Consider the following 18,560-nt stretch of genomic DNA (forward strand, 5'->3'; position numbering starts at 1 on the left):
ACCGATGGCTAGTCGGGAATTTACGACTGTGGAGTATCATATCAAATGCAAGTAGCTTTAATAGCAAAAGCAGATACGTTGAAACAGTAATATTCTTAAAATGTTTATATTTGATTACATTTTAAGTAGCAGATGATTTTATGTTACAAGCAGGAGTAAAAGCTCCAGATTTTTGTCTATTAGATAAACATGGTAATGAAGTCACATTAAGCATTATATTAGAAAAATACCATACAGTTGTTTTATATTTTTATCCAAAAGATTCAACATTAGGGTGTACAAAACAAGCATGTGGATTTAGAGATACATATTCTGAATACGAAAAACTTAATGTTCCAGTAATAGGTGTAAGTAAGGATAGTGTAAAATCACATATGAATTTTGCTACGAAACAAGAACTTCCTTTTATATTACTGTCAGATCCAGAATTAAAAGCCATAAATGCATATGATGTTTATAAAGAAAAGAAAATTTATGGAAAAGTTTCAATGGGAGTAGTTCGTACTACTTATATAATAAAGGATGGAATTATTGATAAAGTATTCGATAAAGTAAAAGCTGCTGAAAATGCTAACGACGTATTAGAATACCTACACAATAATTAATGGTACTTATTAATGAACATAATTATTTCACCAGCCAAAAAAATGAATGTATGTAATGATGATTTAATTCATAAATCAATTCCATCTATGATTGAAAAAACTCAGTTACTATGTAATTTCTTGAGTAATTTATCTTATACTGATTTAAAAAAACTGCTTTGTTGTAATGATGATATTGCCAAGCTTAATTTTGATAGATATTTTTCTATGGATTTATCGTCAAACTTAACCCCAGCATTATTATCATATGATGGAATCCAATATAAATATATGTCTCCTAATTCATTTACTTGTGAAGAATTTGACTATGTAAATAAACATTTGAAAATTCTTTCTGGATTTTATGGTGTTTTAGCCCCCTTTGATGGTGTTGTACCCTACAGACTTGAAATGCAGGCAAAACTTAAATATGAAAATTATAAAAACCTTTATGATTTCTGGGGTGACAGTATTTATAAAGAAGTTACAAAGGATAGCAATATAATTTTAAACTTAGCTTCAAAAGAATACAGTAGATGTATAGAAAAATATCTTACTAAAGACGATAAATTTATCACATGTATATTTGGAACCTTAAATGATTCAAAAATAAAAGTTAAGGCAACAGAAGCTAAAATGGCCAGAGGTCTTATGGTTAGATATCTAGCTCAAAATAATATAAATAACATTGAAAATATTAAAAATTTTTCTGATCTTTCATTTACTTATTCAGAAAAACATTCAACACTAAATGAATACGTATTTCTAAAATAATATAAGGGACCGTCGCATAAAAATTATTTCATACAATATTTAATGCGACTCCTACTTTTTATATTATAAAACCATTTTTACTATAAATAGTTTTTCTTTAACTTTTATTAAAATACTTTTAATGCACCAGCATTTAATAACCCCCACAGCTTATTATAATAAGACTAGAAGATTACCAAATTAAAAAGGATGCAACATCAAATATTATATACTTTTAATGTTACATCCAATTTTGATTTCTATATTTTCCGTTCTTTATACCTACTCTACATCCTCTAATTTTTTTATTCTTTTTTTATACACAGCACTAAGTATTGATAGTAATACAATAGCTAATATACTTGTACTTACAAAAATAAATACACCAGTCACAATAGCCCCAGAAATTTCATTATATTTATAATAAGATACTATAGACTCAAAAACTCCCAATAATATTCCTGTAATTACACTTATTATAGCATTAGTCTTGAAAGTTGGTTGTAATCTCCTATCCCAAATTCCATTTTTTATACACCCATAAAGAGGATAAACTATCATACAAATTAAAACAGATACTTCTCCAAGTATATCTTTAGCTGTTGCATTATTCAAAACACTCTGAATTAATATCGCAATAAATACCCCCCAAAATGCCAGCCAGCATCCATTGTGTTCAATCTTTAAAAGTTTTAATTCTTGTCTTTCATCCAAATTATTTTTCTTAAATATCTTCATTTTCCTCTTCATCCTCCCAAAATAAATCATCAAGGCTTGGTGTTAGTATAAAATCATAGTCTTTTTTTATTTTGCTTAATGCTTTTTTTAAAACATTCTCTATTTCCATGTTTCCTTTAAATACATTTTCTATACTGGCATACTTATCTAATGGATTTAACCCAACATATACACTTAAACTACTTTGTGGATCTAAATCTATTATTAATGTTTTTTTATCCAATCTACTTAACTCATAACCCAAATTATAAGTAGATGTTGATTTTCCAACTCCACCTTTATTTTATAGGCTTAAAGCTATGTGTGAACTTACATGACAAAATAAAGCCCTATAACTATCCAAAATAGCTAGAGTAAATGTGGCAGATATATGAGGTGAAAGTACGTGTTCTTACCTAGGGAGGTCTGATAGATATGTACCAAATGAATTAAATCTATTAATGTCAAGATTAATAACCTTTCACTTTCAGAGTTCCCAACACGCCTGCCTTATAAGCCTCCTAAATACTATATAAATACTAGAAATATATGTCCTACATATTTTTTATCTGTGGATAAGTTTTGATAATTACAAATAAATACCAAATAGTGCTATAATATATAATGTAAAAAATATTGTTATATGGGGGTATTAATCATGAAAAAATTAATTATTAGTTCATTGTTATTATCAAGTCTTATGAGCCTTCCAGTATATGCATACAATACAGGATGGTACAAATAGGCGGCAAATGGTATTACTTCTCTCCAATGGATGAAGGAGCTATTACTTTATGCGGCTGGAATCAGATAGGCGGAAAGTGGTATTATTTCGACAATAATGGTGCAATGGCTCAAAATAAATGGATTGGAAGCTACTATGTAGATTCCAACGGAGTATGGAAAAATAATTCTTCAAGTAAACATTCATACAATGAATGCCTTGCTATTGCTAAAGCATATTTTTCTAATTCTCATATGAGTGGATATAAATTTACAACAAACTGTAATCAGCAATTAAATTCTTCAAATGAATATCATTTTGAATTTTATTCTAATGGCAGCAAAGTTGATGGATGCTATGTAAATGCAAGTACACAAAATGTACGAAGTGATTTATAACATTAATAAGATAAATCCAGGGCAGAATATACCCTGGATTTATCTTACTATTTTCAATATTTAATTAATGAACTAATACTTCTTATTTCATCTTTCAATGTATGACAGCTGTCATACACGAAAATACATTTCTTATTTTTACCTGTATTTCTAAATGATCTGATTAAAAAACAGTAGCAGTAATACCATGTCTTCTGCTTTTAGTTGTTATATATTCATGAGTTATATCAAAAAAGCCACATTAATTCTCTTAAACTTCTGATCTTTCTTTCCATAAGTTATATCTATATCTTATTATACGCTTCCTGTACCTGTTGTACTTATTATGTAAACTTATTGTACCTCTTGTGCAATTAAATATCAAATTAGTGTATACAAAAGCCAGAATATTAAATATCCTGGCTTTTGTATATCTAGTCTTATCAATATCTACAATTAAACAATAAATCTTAATAAACTTAATATGATTGCTTTTAACCTTTTTATTTCTTTTTATATTCTACCCCGTTGTAGAATATCTCTTTTTAGCATTTCATATTTTATATATTAATATTATTCCAATAACGCATGAAATAACTGCAGCAAGAAAAGCAAATGTAATTCCAATTGCAACTAAATATGGACAAAATAAAGATACTATTCCATATCCAATCATTATGATTCCATAATTTAATCCTGAATATTTACTTCCAAATTGCTCTATTGCTACAACTGGAAAAACACCAAACATCCCGCCATAACCAAATGATATTAAACTAACACATATAATATATATAATATTACTGGCATTTAATAATATTAATGCTGAAATTCCTGTTAATAAATATAAGATTATCAAAGTTTTCTTTCGTCCAATAATATCACTCAGTGAAGTAGAAATTAGCCTGCCAAGACAATTTGCAACTGCTATAATCATTACTGCCATAACCGCTTCAGTTTCAGATAATCCTCTCTGCAAACCTAAGGTTTTTGTCATGGGACTTATTATAAAATATGTAGCCATTCCAAATGCCATAGCGCCTGATATAAAGTAAAATTCTTTCTTTTTTATTAATTCTTTAGGCGTATAATTTTTAACTAATACAGACTCATGAGTTTTCTCAACTGCCTTTCCGTCAATATCAGGTAAATGTATAATCCATGCTCCTGCTCCAATTATTATTCCATATATTAACGCAATAAGAATCATAGATTTTGAAAAACCATACACAAAAAGTAATTTATTACATAAAGGAGACATAATAAATCCATTCATTCCAACAGCACAAACAACTATGCCACTGGCAAGTCCCTTTTTATCATTAAACCACTTTGTTATTGTTGATAAAATTATATTATATGATGCTCCACTTCCTAATCCGCTTAAAACCCCATATGTTAATACTATAAAAATGGGATACTCAGAAGAAATGAAACCTGATAATAAATAGCCTAAGCACATAATTCCTGAAAAAAGATATATACATGGTGCAGGCAAAAGCTTTGTTTGCAAGTATCCTGCAAATATATTTCCTATTACAAACATTTCCATATATACTGAAAAAGGCATATTCGCAAATCCTATATCAATGTTAAAATACTTCATTGCATAAGGTTGGAAAATTGACCATATTGCTGCGCTACCTGCTGGAAAATTTATAACAGTTGCAATAAATAGTAAAATATATCTGTTGTTGTAATATTTTTTTGATGTTACCATGAATATTTTTCCTGAACTAAAGTAAGACCTTCATCCAAAGCTTTCAAAGAACGATCTATATCTTCTTTTGTATGAGAATACATAAAATATTGTTGTCGCCATGGATGAATCAATAAACCTGAACGTATGATATATGTAAATAGCATAATTGATCTGGCTGCGAATAATTCTTCTCCCATTGCCTTTCTGTCAAATGCAAAAGCTGGTTGTGCACCATATCCTATATTTAGCATTGGAGCTTTATGTTCTTTTATTATTATATCAACATTATCATTATAATAATCTGTCTTTTCTTTCATTACTTTCATAACATCATGTTCTTCATAAAATTCTATTGTTTTTAATGCTGCTGCCATATCTAATGTATTTACAAAAAATGTTGATGAAATATATGCTCCATCATCAGTATGTTCTTTTGCACATGTTTCCATCATTTCAGCTTTTCCACAAAGTGCTGAAATTGCATATCCATTTGCTATTCCTTTTCCAAATATAGCTAGATCAGGGATAACTCCCATTTCTGTCATTCCGCCATCCATACCATATCTGAATCCATTTCTAATTTCATCAAAAATTAAAACCACATCATTATCAGAAGCTAATTTTCTTAACTTTCTAATAAATTCCGGATCATATTGTATTCCTTGAGCTGGACCACCTGTCTTAGTAGAAATCAATATTGCTGCTACATTTCCATCCTTTACTGCTGCCTCATATCCTTCATAATCTCCATATTTAAACCATTTTGTATAAGCTCTTGTTGCTTTTAAGGCTCCACCATCTGGTCCTGAAAGAATTTCATCTGTCCATCCATGATATCCACTTGTTAAAATATATTCCTTCTTTGTATAAGCTCTAGCAACTTTAATTGCAGAAACTACAGCATCAGTACCTGTTTTTCCGAAAATTGTTTTTTCAGCACATGGAATAATCTCTTGTAGTTTTTCCGCTAAAACATTTTGTAAATTTTGTGGAATTGTAAAACAGAATCCCTTATCTATCTGCTTCTTTACGGCTTCATCTATTTCTGGCATAGCATAACCTAATGTAACCGGTCCGTATCCACACATATAATCGACATATTCATTTCCATCTAAATCAACACAATGCCCATATTTACCTGATTCAATATATATAGGATATTCTCCTATAATATAATTTTCTGGTCCTCTGGCTCCACATATTCCACCTGGAATAAATTTTTTTGCATTTTCAAATGCAGCAAAAGATTTATCAAGTTTAAGCCTTTTCTTTCCTCCTAATACTTCTGGTTGTTCCTTACAATACTTCATAAATAAATCCATTGATAATTTACTGTCCATTACTCTTCCTCCTTGTAACAGTTTATTTTTTAATAAATATAATGTTTTAAAAACATAAATTTAAAACTGACAAATAAAATTAAATAATTTTTATTTATTGTTAAAAGACTTTGTAGCAGCGTCTATTATTATATCTGCTACATCGTCTTTACTCATTTTTGAACTGTCAATGAGCATATTCCTATATGCCAGTGACATAAATTCACTTCCAGTATATCGTTCATACACACTAGAACGGCTTGCATCTACTTTTACAATATAATCATCTGCAAATTCAGGCACAATGCCAAATTCCACATGACAATTCTTTTTTCTGTCTTCATATGGAGCATATATAAAAACATTGAAAGTATTACAAATATCAGAATTATACAAAATATAATCAGCACAACGTCCAACTATTAGACAATCTTCTTTAGCTGCTAAATCCAATATAACCTTTTTTTCAGCCTCAAATATTTTGTCCTGCATCACCATATCTCCAATTCCTAATGGATACATCATCTTGTCATAAGCTGTAAGTTTCTTTTCTTTTAATTCTTGAAATTGTCCTACTGGAATTCCCAGCATTTCTGCTGTAGCCTCAATAATATCACGGTCATAATATTTAATATTCATTTTCTTTGCAATCAATTTTGCTATAGGTCTTCCAAGACTTCCAAATTGTCTTGTAACTGTTATTACATTATGCTTCATTATTAACCAGCCTCCCTATTTATCATCAATTTGAATAGCACTAATAAGATTTTCTTCTGTTATCTCATTTCCAGAAAAATCTCCTGTAATTCTTCCATTTCTAACTGCTATTACGCGGTTACATATTCCAATAATTTCTGGCATTTCAGAAGAAATTACTATTACTGAAACACCCTTTTCTGTGATTTTACTTATTAATTTATAAATTTCTGCCTTTGCAACTATATCAATTCCTCGTGTAGGTTCATCTAAAATAAGAATTTTAGGATCTGTTGCAAGACATTTAGCAAGTACTATTTTTTGCTGATTTCCACCTGACAAATTTTCTGTTAATTCCTCACCACTTTTTGCTCGGATATTTAACAATTCTTTGTAATAACCATATATATCTTTTTCTTTTCCTTTGCTTAACAATTTATTCTTTTTCATTTTTTTCAAAGAAGCTATTGTTGTATTTTCAATGCAGTCTGAACACAACACTAATCCCTGTGTCTTTCTGCTTTCTGGTAATAACATTATTCCTTGTTTAATTCCTTGTTTTGGCGATGTTATTGTGGCCTCTTTGCCATATATCTTTAAGTTTCCTGAAGTTTTCTTTCTTGCGCCAAATATTGTCTCAACAATTTCAGATCTTCCTGCACCAACTAAGCCATAAAAACCTAATACTTCTCCTTCCTTTAACGAAAAGGAAATATTCTCAAATATATTTTCAAGTTTAAAATTTTCCACCTCAAGAGCATTATTTTTTTTAATGTTTTTTTCATTATTCTTATAATACAGATTATCAAGAGTTCGCCCAATCATATACTTAATGACTTCATCAATATTTGTTTCTTTTGTATTTAATACTGCAGAATTTTTTCCATCCTTCAAAACAAATATCCTATCACTAAGCTCAAATATTTCATCCATTTTATGTGAAATATAAATAATGGCTACACCCTTTTTCTTAAGCCTCTGTATATTACGAAATAATAATATTTTCTCTTTATCAGTAAGTGATGATGTTGGTTCATCAAATATCATAATCTTAGGCTCAATTGTTAATGCTCTTGCAATTTCTATCATCTGCTGATGTGAAATTGATAAGTTTTTTACCAGAATAGATGGATCAATGTCCAACTCAATATAATTTAATACTTCCCTGGCATCGCTATTCAATTTTTTCCAATCTACAAGTCCATGTTTCATTGGAATATTGCCGAGATACATATTCTCAGCAATACTTAATTCTGGTATCAAAGATAATTCTTGAAAGATAATTCTTATGCCAGCTTCCCTGGCTTCCATTGGATTTTTAAATTTTGTTTTTACTCCCTGATAATACATGCAGCCAATTCCTTTATCTTTTCCATGAACACCTGCAATATATTTCATTAATGTGGATTTCCCCGCTCCATTTTCACCGCAAATTGCTAAAACCTCGCCTTTATATAAATCAAGATTTATACATTCTAATACATGATTATTCTTGAATGATTTAGACATATTACATATTTTTAATACAGGCAGTTCTTCATTGTCAATTAATTTTTCTGGATAATCATTGGTTGCGAGTTCTTGAGGAAATCCATTTTTAATATCATAATTTCCATTCTGCATAATAATCACTCCAAATCTTTACATTAATATATTGGTGATTCTACGTCTTTGTAATTATTCTGATTACAATTAATTGTTTTATCGTAATTGTAATATGAAACATCTTCGCCTTTTAAATATTTCATACAGTTATCAATACAGAATTCTGTTTCTAAAATAATATCTTCTGTATTAGAAGAATATAATTTACCTTCTGAAATTGATTTGTATCCTTCTGCGTACATATTATTTGATACAACAGGAATAGAATCTTGTAATCCATAAGTTTTTAATGCATCATATGCACCAAGAGCTGTGTTATCATTTATTGCAATAACTCCACCAATTTCATCTCCGTATTTACTTAGTAAAGATTCCATTTTATCCTGTGCTGTTTCACGAACCCAGTCAGTATATTGAATATCTGAAATGAAATCTATTGAAGGGTCAGCTTCCACTAACTCTTTAATTTTTTCTTCACGAACGTCTGACATTGTATAGCCTACTGTAGCAGATAAAAATGCAATTTTCTTTTCTCCTTCACCCATGGCTTCTTTCAATGATTTAAAAGCATTTTCAGCAATTAACGCTTCATCTCCACCACATACAAATGTTACAAGATCCTTATTGTTTTCTGTAACCGGCTGGAACCAAAATACAACTGGAATTCCTGCATCTTTACATTCTTCATATGCTGAAATAAGCGCATCCCCGTCTACTGGATTTACCATAATAAGATTACAGCCCTGCTGAATCAAATCTTCAATATTGGCAATCTGTGTTGCAATATCATAATTTGCATCAGTTAATACACACTGTGCACCATATTCTTCTATTCTTTTCTTAGCTGTTTTTGAACCAAACTCTGAAAAAGTATCCTTATTTAAGGTTCCCATTGAAATTCCTATCTTTAAATCACTATAATCTTTTGATTTATCAATTTCTGCCACGTCATCATAGGTATAATATTTAACCTCATCTTTAACCTGACCATATTCATTAGTATTTCCAGCTCCTGCATCAATTCCTCCACATCCTGCAAAAGAAATGATTGTTATAATACCTGCTGCCATTAGTGATAATCTTTTCATTAATTTTTTTTTCATAATATTGCCTCCTTAAGCCTTTTTCTTTAATCCATTGTACCTATCAAAAGCAATAATCAGTATAAGAACTACACCAGATACAATGTCCTGCATTTGTGATGAACATTTTAACATATTCATTCCATTTTGAACCAGCTGCATTGTAAGCACCCCTGCTAAGGTCTTATACATTCCTCCGTATCCTCCACTTAACTTGGTTCCTCCAAGTACAACACATGCAAGTACATCCATTGCTGTATTAGGATATCCCATAAGCGGAGTTGCACTGCTTTGTCTTGCAAGCTGCAATACACCAGCAGCACCTCCGATTGTAGATGCTATAATAAAATTTAATATTGTAACTTTATTAACATTAATTCCAACATTTCTGGCAAATTCTGCATTTCCACCAATTGCAAATGTATTTCTTCCATGTCTTGTTCTTCGGATCAAAAATTCTGCAATAGCAATTACTATAATTAAAATAAACGTGTAATAGTAAACACCACCTATATTGCCTTTTGCTAAGCTGCGCAGACTTGAATTCTTTAGAACCAAACCTTTTTCACTTATTAAATAGTTAATTCCACGAATAATCATCATCATAGCTAATGTTACAATAAAACAGTTAATTTTAAACTTCACTATAAATACTCCATTAATAAGCCCAACTATAATGCTTGCTAGAATAGCTATAAGTATTGCAGGAACAATCCCAATATTCTGCAATTTAGCTGTAATCATTGCTGCCATTGCCATTGTGACTCCAAGGGATAGATCAAAATGACCATTTATAACTAACAGTGTCATTCCAACTGCCATAATTCCTGTCACAGTGCTCTGCATTAAAATATTCATTAAATTCTTATAACTATAAAATGTACTCGAATATATAGAGCAAACAACAATTAAAGCAATCATAACTAAAACAGCGGGACATTCAGTAATAATATTTAATCTTCCCCTTTTAGTAACACTTAAAGGATTATGCTGTTTTTTCATTTTTAATCACCGCCTTGCTCTTTTTAGGAAAAATAATTCCTTTTTGTCCTATGCAGGTTCCAATCACTACTCCAAGAATAATTATTCCTTGTGCAATATATTGTATGTAATATGATAAGCCTAAAATTGTAAAACCATTAAATAATGCTGTCTGAATGTAAATTGCAATAAATGTTTTAAGTACACTGCCTTTTCCTCCAGCAATGCTTGTTCCACCTATAATAACAGCTGAAACAGCATCCATTTCATATCCTGATCCAACATTTCCATTTACAGTAACTTGTCTTGCAACTAAAATTAATGCTGTCATAACACTTGCAAGTCCAACCCATATATATGCTGAAAGAACTGTTTTCTTAGGATCAATTCCTGACATTCTGCTGGCTTCCCAGCCTCCACCAACCATCTTTATCTTTCTTCCCATTTCTGTTTGTCCTAATACAAATATTAAAACAACTACAAATAGTATGAATAAGTAAGTATATACTGGGATACCTGCAATATTTAAAGATGCCATATTAAAAAACCATGTGGTATCCTCTTTTACAGTTTCCTTGGATCCAGTAACCAAATATGTAATTGCCTGATAGCACGTCATTGTGCCCAGTGTAACTATCATAGAATTTAGTCTTGCATATCCAACTATTATTCCATTTATAGAACTTAATACTATACTAAGTGCTATAATAACTAAAATGGCGAGCACTGGTGCTAAACTGATATTCATAGATTTACTAAATAAATTTGTAAATTTAATAAACACTATTGCAAGGAGAGAAACCATAGATCCTACTGACAAATCCCAGTTTCCACTAATTAATACCAGTGTCAGTGCTGCAGCAATACATCCAATTGAACTACATTGCTTTAAAATAAGTAATAAGTTATTTCCGCTTATAATTTTAGAATTTATACATGACATAGCCAGCAGTATTATAATGCAACAGATAATAATTACATTCTCACCTAAAAATTTCTGAATAGAATTTATGTTCTTCTCTTTCAATTGCAACACCTCCTTCAAAATTGACTATTGAACAGCTGTATATTTATAGTTCTTTGATCTGATAATTATTATTTGAAGTAACTGACACATGATATCCAGGAAGAATAACAATAGTTGTTGTTGGTTCTTCAATAATAGCAGGTCCATTAAACTGATTTCCTGGAACAAGATATTCTCCATAGTATATATCTGTAGGAACTTTATCACGATATTTTTTAAAGTAACAGTCACGTTTTTCAGCAATAGCTCTTGGATCAATTTCCTTTGATTCTATTATGCTTATTTCTTCTTTCTGACGCTCTTCTATCTTTCTACTTCCAATAGCTTTCATACTCCAGTCGATACACTCTACATATGTGTCATCTCTCACTGAAAATACCTGCTGATGTTGTTTGTGGAATGTTTCTTCAATCAATTTAATATTCTCTTGTGTAATTTTATATATCCCATCTTTAAAACAGCCATCAATTCTTACAGATAACTCCCAGATTTGGTTTGGATACCTTGCATTCATAAATACTTCAATATTTCTTGCATCTTCTTCAACATCATTGTCTTCAAAAAACTTTTCACATTTTTTATGTAATTCTTCAAGAATTTTATTCACTCCAGCATAATCTGCTTCATCAGTTCTGATATATTTATTTTTAGAGTATAAAGATATCAGGTCTGAGAAAATGCCACCTACTGCTGATAAACCTCCTGCAACTTTTGGAATAATTAAGTCCTTCATATCCAAGCCTTTTGCTAATGCCAATGCATGTGCTCCTGTTGCACCTCCACCAGAAATACAAGCAAAATCTCTAGGATCAATTCCCTGCCAAATTGTAATATCTTTAATTGCAGTAATCATATTTGTATTTACAGTAACCCATATTGAAAATGCAGCTTCATATACACTTATACCAAGTTTATCTGCAATATGCTCTTTTATTGCCTTATAAGATGCCTCTTCATCTAAAACCATACGTCCATCATTAAAGTGTGTTGGATTTAGATATCCTAAAACAACATTTGCATCAGTAACAGTTGGGTAAATACCACCTCTTTTATAACAAACTGGTCCTGGTACTGCTCCAGCACTTCTTGGTCCAACACGTAACATTCCACCAGAATCAACCCATGCAATTGAACCACCACCTGAGCCAATAGAATGAACATCGACTCTTGAGATTCCTGGCAGCTCATTTCCAACAATTGATTCTGTTGTAGTTGAAACATTTCCCTTCATTACACAACTTACATCAAAGGTTGTACCGCCCATATCAAGTATTACCACATCATCTTTTTTAAGATCTTCTAATGCATATTTCTTTCCAGCAATAGGAGCCATTGCCGGACCTGAATCTACTGAATTTAAAGGTCTTTCAACAATATCCGCTGTACGCATTACACCTCCATAAGCATTTAACATACCTATTTCACCAATAAATCCTTCTTTTCTGAGCTTATCATTTAATTGACTGGCATATGTGGATACTAATTTAGTTAACGAAGCGTCTAATGCTGTTGAAATCCATCTTCTATATTCACGAATACACGGATTTACTTCTGATGAAATTTTAACCAACATATCTGGATACATTTCATGTATTATTTCTCTTGCTCTTATTTCATGTGCAGGATTTACAACTGACCACATAAAGCAAACAGCAATTGCTTCAACGTTATATCCAGCTAAAATTTTCACCTGCTCTCTTAGCTGTTCCTCATCTAGTGGAAAAAACTCATCTCCTTCTGCTGTAAATCTCTCTTTTACACCTAAAGTAAGATATCTTGGAACGAATGGCTCTGGGAAATCAATGTCCATTTCAAAAGCCCCTTTAGTTGAAGCTTCACCATCTCTCCATAAAAAAGAATCTCTATATCCATCTGTGCATATAATTCCTATTTTCCCACATTTCTTTTCAACAATAGCATTTGTTGCAATTGTTGATCCATGTGTTATCATTCCTCCATTAACAGGACTTGCTGATTCCAAAAATTCCTTTAAACTTTCATTGTAATGCTCAGACGCAACTCTCATGGAATTAATTATTCCTTCTGACCAGTCACTCGGAGTTGTTGGTGATTTAAATACTCTTAAAACTCCATTTTCCATAACGGCAGCATCTGTAAATGTACCACCTACATCTATACAAACATACTTTGACATAAAACTTCGCCTCCATTTTTTATTGTTTATTCATCATAATTGCTCTTAATTTTTTAGTTTCTTCTATATTTACTGAATATAGTTCAGTTGATGTATCAATAACAACTCCATATGTATCTCTTGCTTTTTCAATTGATATCCATCCTTCTCTGACTCTATGTTTTACTTTCTCAGGATCACGATTTAGTGGATTTCCATATCCTCCCCCTGATGTGCTTTCAGAGCAAATAACTTCACCTTTTTGTAATGCATATGACGAAATACTTGGTAAGTATCTTTTTTCTTTACCATCACTGTTTAAATCATATACATAATCAATTGTATATGTACTGTCTTCTCCACCTTCTGCTCCTTTTGGTGCAGCTGTTGTTCCATCAGCACAATTGGTAAAAATAACTTCATTATCAAGTGGTGTAAATGATACTTTAAAAGACGGACTTGAATCAAATTCTCCTGAACCTATGGCATCTTGTACAACTTCGTTACTAAGCATTAGCATTGGATATTGTTGCTCAAGCAGTTCTCCTGACATTACTCTCATTACACCATTAACACATGGTACTGCATAATTTATATAACCATCATGTCCCTTTACACCTGGTCCTCCTGAAAGACCTACAAGTATTTGTGTAATATATGGGTAATCATTTTTTCTACTATCTTTACCGGAAATAACTGAACATCCAATAGCACCATGACCTCCACCTTCTGCCATTCCTGATTCTTTCATAAATTTATTCATAAGTGCCTGAGTTCCTGATATTAATCTGTCTGCCAAATCAGTTGTACACATTGAAGACGAATAAGGATATTTAGCTTTTCCTACAATGCATCCTTCTCTAAGCAGTACCTTCAAATGTTTCATAACTCCTTCATTGTTAGGAAGATTTGCAGATAAATGATTTAAAATTCCAGCTCTAACAGCAGATACTGATGTAGCTTCAGATAAATTAAGCCCCCATTCAAGTGAATCCATGTTATCTCTTAAATCTACAATAATATCCCCATCTTTAGGATTGACTTGCATCTTAATATTTATTGGTACATTATCATCGTGAACACCAGTTACACCATCATGGTATACGGTATATTCCCATTGCCCTTCAGGTAATTTTTCAATTTCTGCACGAATCATTTTTTCACCATATTCCTGATAACTGTCACAGAAATCTTTAATAGTATCAATATCATATTCTTCACAGAATTCTTTTAAACGTTTCTCACCTATTCTTGCAGATCCTACACCAGCAAGATAATCTCCATACCAAATATCAGGGACTCTTATTCTCGCCTTAGCAACACGTATTAAATCTTCAACATCTTCATAATTCTTTTGAATTTTTACACAAGGCCAGTCTAATGCACCTTCTTCAAAAACATCTTTAGCACGTGCATGATATGTTGATGGAATGCTATTACCACAATCAGCCTGATGTCCTTTGGCTACAGCAAAAAACATTAATTCGCCTCCAAAAAAAACTGGAGCAATATATGTATAATCTGCATGATGTGTATTTCCATGATATGGTGAATTATTTAAAAATAAATCCCCCTCATTTATACCATCTGGATGTTCAAAACACGGCTTTACTGTTAATCCAACATTTCCACAATGGACTGGTATACTCGTTGGCATTGTAAGTAAATTTCCATATCTATCACATATGGCTGTTGATAAATCTCTACATGAACTCATTACCTGTGATCTCGCTGTTCTTAACATTGTATTTGTCATTTCTACGCCAATGCTATACAATCTGTTTGACAATACTGCCATTAAATAAGGCTCTATTTTTTTTCTCATTTTACTTCAACTCCTTCAATTATCATTTCTTCTAAAACTTTATCAGCAACTTCTAATGTTTTTTTAACATCTTCTTCTGTATGTTCGGTTGATAAATACTCTCTGCCACGCTTATCAGTAAATCTTATTCCATAAATTTCACAGCGTTTTGTAAATTCTTTATAAAAATTCACGTCTGCTTTCTGTAGCCACTCCCTAAAATCAGCTGGTTCCTCATTATATCCAAAAGATAGAATGAAAATACTTCCAATATGTCTTGTATAAATTTTAATATTATATTTTTCTGCCAGGTTTTTAAAACCATCTTCCAACATCCTTCCTAAATACTCAAATTTTTCATATACTCCTTCCCTTGATAATATTTCAATTGTTTTAAGTGCAGCTGCTGTTCCTATAGGATTCCCATTAAATGTGCCTGATGCATGTATTCCACATTCCATTATTTCCTTTTTTCCTGCAACCGCTCCAAATGGATATCCGCTTGCTATAGCCTTCGCAAATGTAGATATGTCAGGAGTTACATTATAATAACTCTGTGCACCTCCAAGGGCCAGTCTAAAGCCTGTAATAACTTCATCAAAAATGAGTAATACATTGTATTTCTCTGTCAGCTTTCTTACACCTTGCAGATATTCTGCTTTTGGTAAAATCGGACCAGAGTCACACATTACTGGTTCCATAATTACTGCTGCTATTTTATCTGATTGTTCTTGTAAATACTTTTCTAATATATCTAAGTCATTCCATGGAATAACAATCAAGTCATCTGCTGATGACAACCTTTGTCCTCTTGTATGTATAATCTTATTAGGACAATCTCTGTCTCCCATTTCTTCAATGTTATTAGCATCAATACTTATTTTTTCTTCATCAGACCAGCCATGATATTGACCTTCAAATTTAATAATTTTATATTTTCCTGTATATGCTCTTGCCAATCTCATTGCATACATTACTACCTCAGTGCCGGAGTTTTGAAAGCTAACTCTTTCTGCTGATGGAATAATTTCTACAAGTTTTTTAGAAAGTTCTAAGAGTTTTTCAGTGGGTGCTGAGTAATGGCTTCCGAAATCAATCTGCTCTTTTACTGTATTATTTATTTCTTCATTGCTATAACCTAAAATCATTGGACCAAATCCCAAAATATAATCAATATATTCATTTCCATCAACATCATATAATTTAGAACCTTTGCCTTTTTTCATTGAAATAGGATATTCTCCATAAGATGAAATTTGAAAATAGCTTCCTACACCGTCAACTAAATATTTTTTTGTTTCATCATGAAGCATTTTAGATTTCTTAGTTATGTACTTATTCAACTTACAAATTCACCCCCTTAAAAATAAATAAAACAAAAAGGAGCTATCTCTTTTGATAGCTCCTTTGCTAAAACTCATTATGCATTTCTTGTTTATCATTTTATCCTGTTTAAAATTATTTGCAATATCGCTTTATAAATTAATATTTCTTAATTTCTGTATAATATGACTTTATTTTGCGTATTTTTCATTATTAATCCCATTTTTTCTTTGTGTATTTTCACATAATTATATTTAATTTTTTGTGTATGTACCCTACATTTCAAATTGGTTTTCTATTTTAAGTGCCAGCATAATAATGAATTGATTTTCAGCCGAATCAAGTTTTCTTTTTATTATTTTTTCTATTTTATTTAATCTATAATAAAAAGTATTTTGATGTATATATATACAGTCAGCTGTTTTTTTTGCATTAAAATCATTTTCTATATATACCTTTAAAATCTCTAATAATTCTTTATTTTCTTGTTTTAACAGATCGCCTAAAATATCTTCACTCATTTTTTTTAGACCTTCCATATTATCTATGTAGCTGAACAATCTTAAATCAACCATATCATCATAGAAAAAAACTTTGTTCTTTTTATCCATATTATTTTTACTAAATTCAACTGCCCTTTCAGCGCTATCAAAACAACTCTTTAAATCTCGTATATCCTTAAATAATTGGCTAACACCAATTTTCCATTCAATATCATAATACTTCTCAGATATATCGTTCCAAATACTGATAATTTCTTCATTGCTTATTTCTTCATTAATCATCCAAAGTAAAGAATCTTCAATAATTGTTATAAAAGCTGTGCCTTTTTCTTCATAATTATTTTGTAAATATTCTTGTAGATTTACAAAAATATCCTCTTCCTCTTCTTCATAAAAATAAGTTTTTACCAACTTATTTTTTTTACTTTTTTCTCCTACAATTATCAAAACCCTATATCTCTCTGTGCTTTTATACCCTAATTTTGTAATAATATTTAGTCTTTTTTCAGATAGACGTCTTCCATAAAGAATATCCAGCATTATTTTTTCTGTTTCAGTAATAATTTTCTGTTTTTCAAATATTGAAAAACATATACTCTTAGATAAATCAACAATCCTTACATTAGCTGATATCTCAAATATAGGTAAGCCTAAATAATTTCCTAAATCTATTACTGCTTTTGGAGTTTTTTCAATATAAAAACTAAGACTTACTACTACGCCTGAAACATTCTTTTCATATAATTTCATTATTAATGCAGTTAACTGATTTTCTTCATCAGACGTAACAAGTCCAGAAATAATAATTAATTCCCCACCCTTAAGCCATTCTGTATATTTAGGTTCTTCTAAATAATGAACCCAGCGAATTTCATTGTTTAATCCTTGTTTTCCTGCCAAAAGATGCATTTTTTTTGCATAGGGTAATGATAATATACTCTTACATGTTACATTCATTTAGAACACCCACCTTTCAAGAATTTTAAAAAAAGCAAAGCGGTATTAAGAACCTCTTTGCTTTTTTATTTTAAATTATAAATTTTTTTACATTATGAGTCAATAATATCTAATAATAAAAATATAGGGGCTGTCGCACTAAAAATTAGTGCGAAGCTCCTTTTTTGTGCAAAAAAATAAATCCTAAACTCTAAATGGACCTATGTCAATATAGTAGACACATTTTTTTAGTTTTTTAAGCAGATTTTAAAATAAGATCTTCATAATCTTGT

At 30.7% G+C, this 18,560-nt stretch carries 15 protein-coding genes and 1 pseudogene; 3 read left to right on the forward strand and 13 right to left on the reverse strand.

Going from position 1 to position 18,560, the window contains the following annotated elements; all coding sequences use genetic code 11:
* The first annotated feature begins 140 nt into the window (after positions 1-140).
* On the forward strand, positions 141-605 hold the full coding sequence (locus Q0F58_RS11630; RefSeq protein ID WP_294376631.1) for a peroxiredoxin: 465 nt from the start codon (positions 141-143) through the stop codon (positions 603-605).
* Positions 606-617: 12 nt separating this feature from the next.
* A complete protein-coding gene (yaaA, locus tag Q0F58_RS11635) occupies positions 618-1,358 on the forward strand; it encodes a peroxide stress protein YaaA (protein WP_294376634.1) in 741 nt (246 codons plus the stop codon).
* Between the two features lie 261 nt (positions 1,359-1,619).
* On the opposite strand, the gene Q0F58_RS11640 is transcribed toward yaaA, so the two are convergent.
* Positions 1,620-2,075 carry a DUF6773 family protein gene (locus Q0F58_RS11640; RefSeq protein WP_294376636.1) on the reverse strand — a complete coding sequence of 152 codons (456 nt, stop codon included), beginning with the start codon at positions 2,073-2,075 and terminating at the stop codon, positions 1,620-1,622.
* Positions 2,062-2,346, reverse strand: a pseudogene (locus Q0F58_RS11645) (ParA family protein); the annotation flags it as partial. The pseudogene Q0F58_RS11645 and the gene Q0F58_RS11640, both read right to left, overlap by 14 nt.
* Positions 2,347-2,786: 440 nt before the next feature.
* Here Q0F58_RS11645 and Q0F58_RS11650 point away from each other — a divergent pair.
* A complete protein-coding gene (locus Q0F58_RS11650; protein WP_294376639.1) occupies positions 2,787-3,176 on the forward strand; it encodes a hypothetical protein in 390 nt (129 codons plus the stop codon).
* Between the two features lie 532 nt (positions 3,177-3,708).
* Here Q0F58_RS11650 and Q0F58_RS11655 read toward each other — a convergent pair.
* The 11 genes from Q0F58_RS11655 to Q0F58_RS11705 all read right to left on the reverse strand — a co-directional run bounded on the left by Q0F58_RS11655 (position 3,709) and on the right by Q0F58_RS11705 (position 18,288).
* On the reverse strand, positions 3,709-4,875 hold the full coding sequence (locus Q0F58_RS11655) for an MFS transporter (RefSeq protein ID WP_294376642.1): 1,167 nt from the start codon (positions 4,873-4,875) through the stop codon (positions 3,709-3,711).
* Complete coding sequence (locus Q0F58_RS11660; protein WP_294376645.1) at positions 4,869-6,197, reverse strand: aminotransferase class III-fold pyridoxal phosphate-dependent enzyme; 1,329 nt, start codon at positions 6,195-6,197, stop codon at positions 4,869-4,871. Before Q0F58_RS11660 ends, Q0F58_RS11655 begins: the two co-directional genes overlap by 7 nt.
* Positions 6,198-6,287: 90 nt before the next feature.
* On the reverse strand, positions 6,288-6,893 hold the full coding sequence (locus Q0F58_RS11665; protein ID WP_294376648.1) for an AAA family ATPase: 606 nt from the start codon (positions 6,891-6,893) through the stop codon (positions 6,288-6,290).
* 15 nt (positions 6,894-6,908) lie between these two features.
* Positions 6,909-8,495, reverse strand: coding sequence for a sugar ABC transporter ATP-binding protein (locus Q0F58_RS11670; RefSeq protein ID WP_294376651.1), 1,587 nt, complete (start codon positions 8,493-8,495; stop codon positions 6,909-6,911).
* Between the two features lie 23 nt (positions 8,496-8,518).
* Entirely contained in the window at positions 8,519-9,580 is a 1,062-nt protein-coding gene (locus tag Q0F58_RS11675) for a sugar ABC transporter substrate-binding protein (RefSeq protein ID WP_294376654.1), read from the reverse strand.
* 12 nt (positions 9,581-9,592) lie between these two features.
* Positions 9,593-10,561: an ABC transporter permease gene (locus tag Q0F58_RS11680; protein WP_294376659.1), complete on the reverse strand. Its 969-nt coding sequence runs from the start codon at positions 10,559-10,561 to the stop codon at positions 9,593-9,595.
* Positions 10,545-11,567 carry an ABC transporter permease gene (locus Q0F58_RS11685; RefSeq protein ID WP_294376661.1) on the reverse strand — a complete coding sequence of 341 codons (1,023 nt, stop codon included), beginning with the start codon at positions 11,565-11,567 and terminating at the stop codon, positions 10,545-10,547. The genes Q0F58_RS11680 and Q0F58_RS11685 overlap by 17 nt, the downstream gene beginning before the upstream one ends.
* Positions 11,568-11,610: 43 nt before the next feature.
* Entirely contained in the window at positions 11,611-13,722 is a 2,112-nt protein-coding gene (locus Q0F58_RS11690) for a hydantoinase/oxoprolinase family protein (RefSeq protein ID WP_294376663.1), read from the reverse strand.
* Between the two features lie 19 nt (positions 13,723-13,741).
* On the reverse strand, positions 13,742-15,526 hold the full coding sequence (locus Q0F58_RS11695; protein ID WP_294376669.1) for a hydantoinase B/oxoprolinase family protein: 1,785 nt from the start codon (positions 15,524-15,526) through the stop codon (positions 13,742-13,744).
* Complete coding sequence (locus Q0F58_RS11700; protein ID WP_294376672.1) at positions 15,523-16,848, reverse strand: aspartate aminotransferase family protein; 1,326 nt, start codon at positions 16,846-16,848, stop codon at positions 15,523-15,525. The genes Q0F58_RS11695 and Q0F58_RS11700 overlap by 4 nt, the downstream gene beginning before the upstream one ends.
* A 255-nt stretch (positions 16,849-17,103) precedes the next feature.
* Entirely contained in the window at positions 17,104-18,288 is a 1,185-nt protein-coding gene (locus Q0F58_RS11705) for a PucR family transcriptional regulator (protein WP_294376675.1), read from the reverse strand.
* Between the last annotated feature and the right edge of the window lie 272 nt (positions 18,289-18,560).

The organism is uncultured Clostridium sp. (assembly GCF_934754915.1).
Lineage (GTDB): Bacteria > Bacillota > Clostridia > Clostridiales > Clostridiaceae > Clostridium.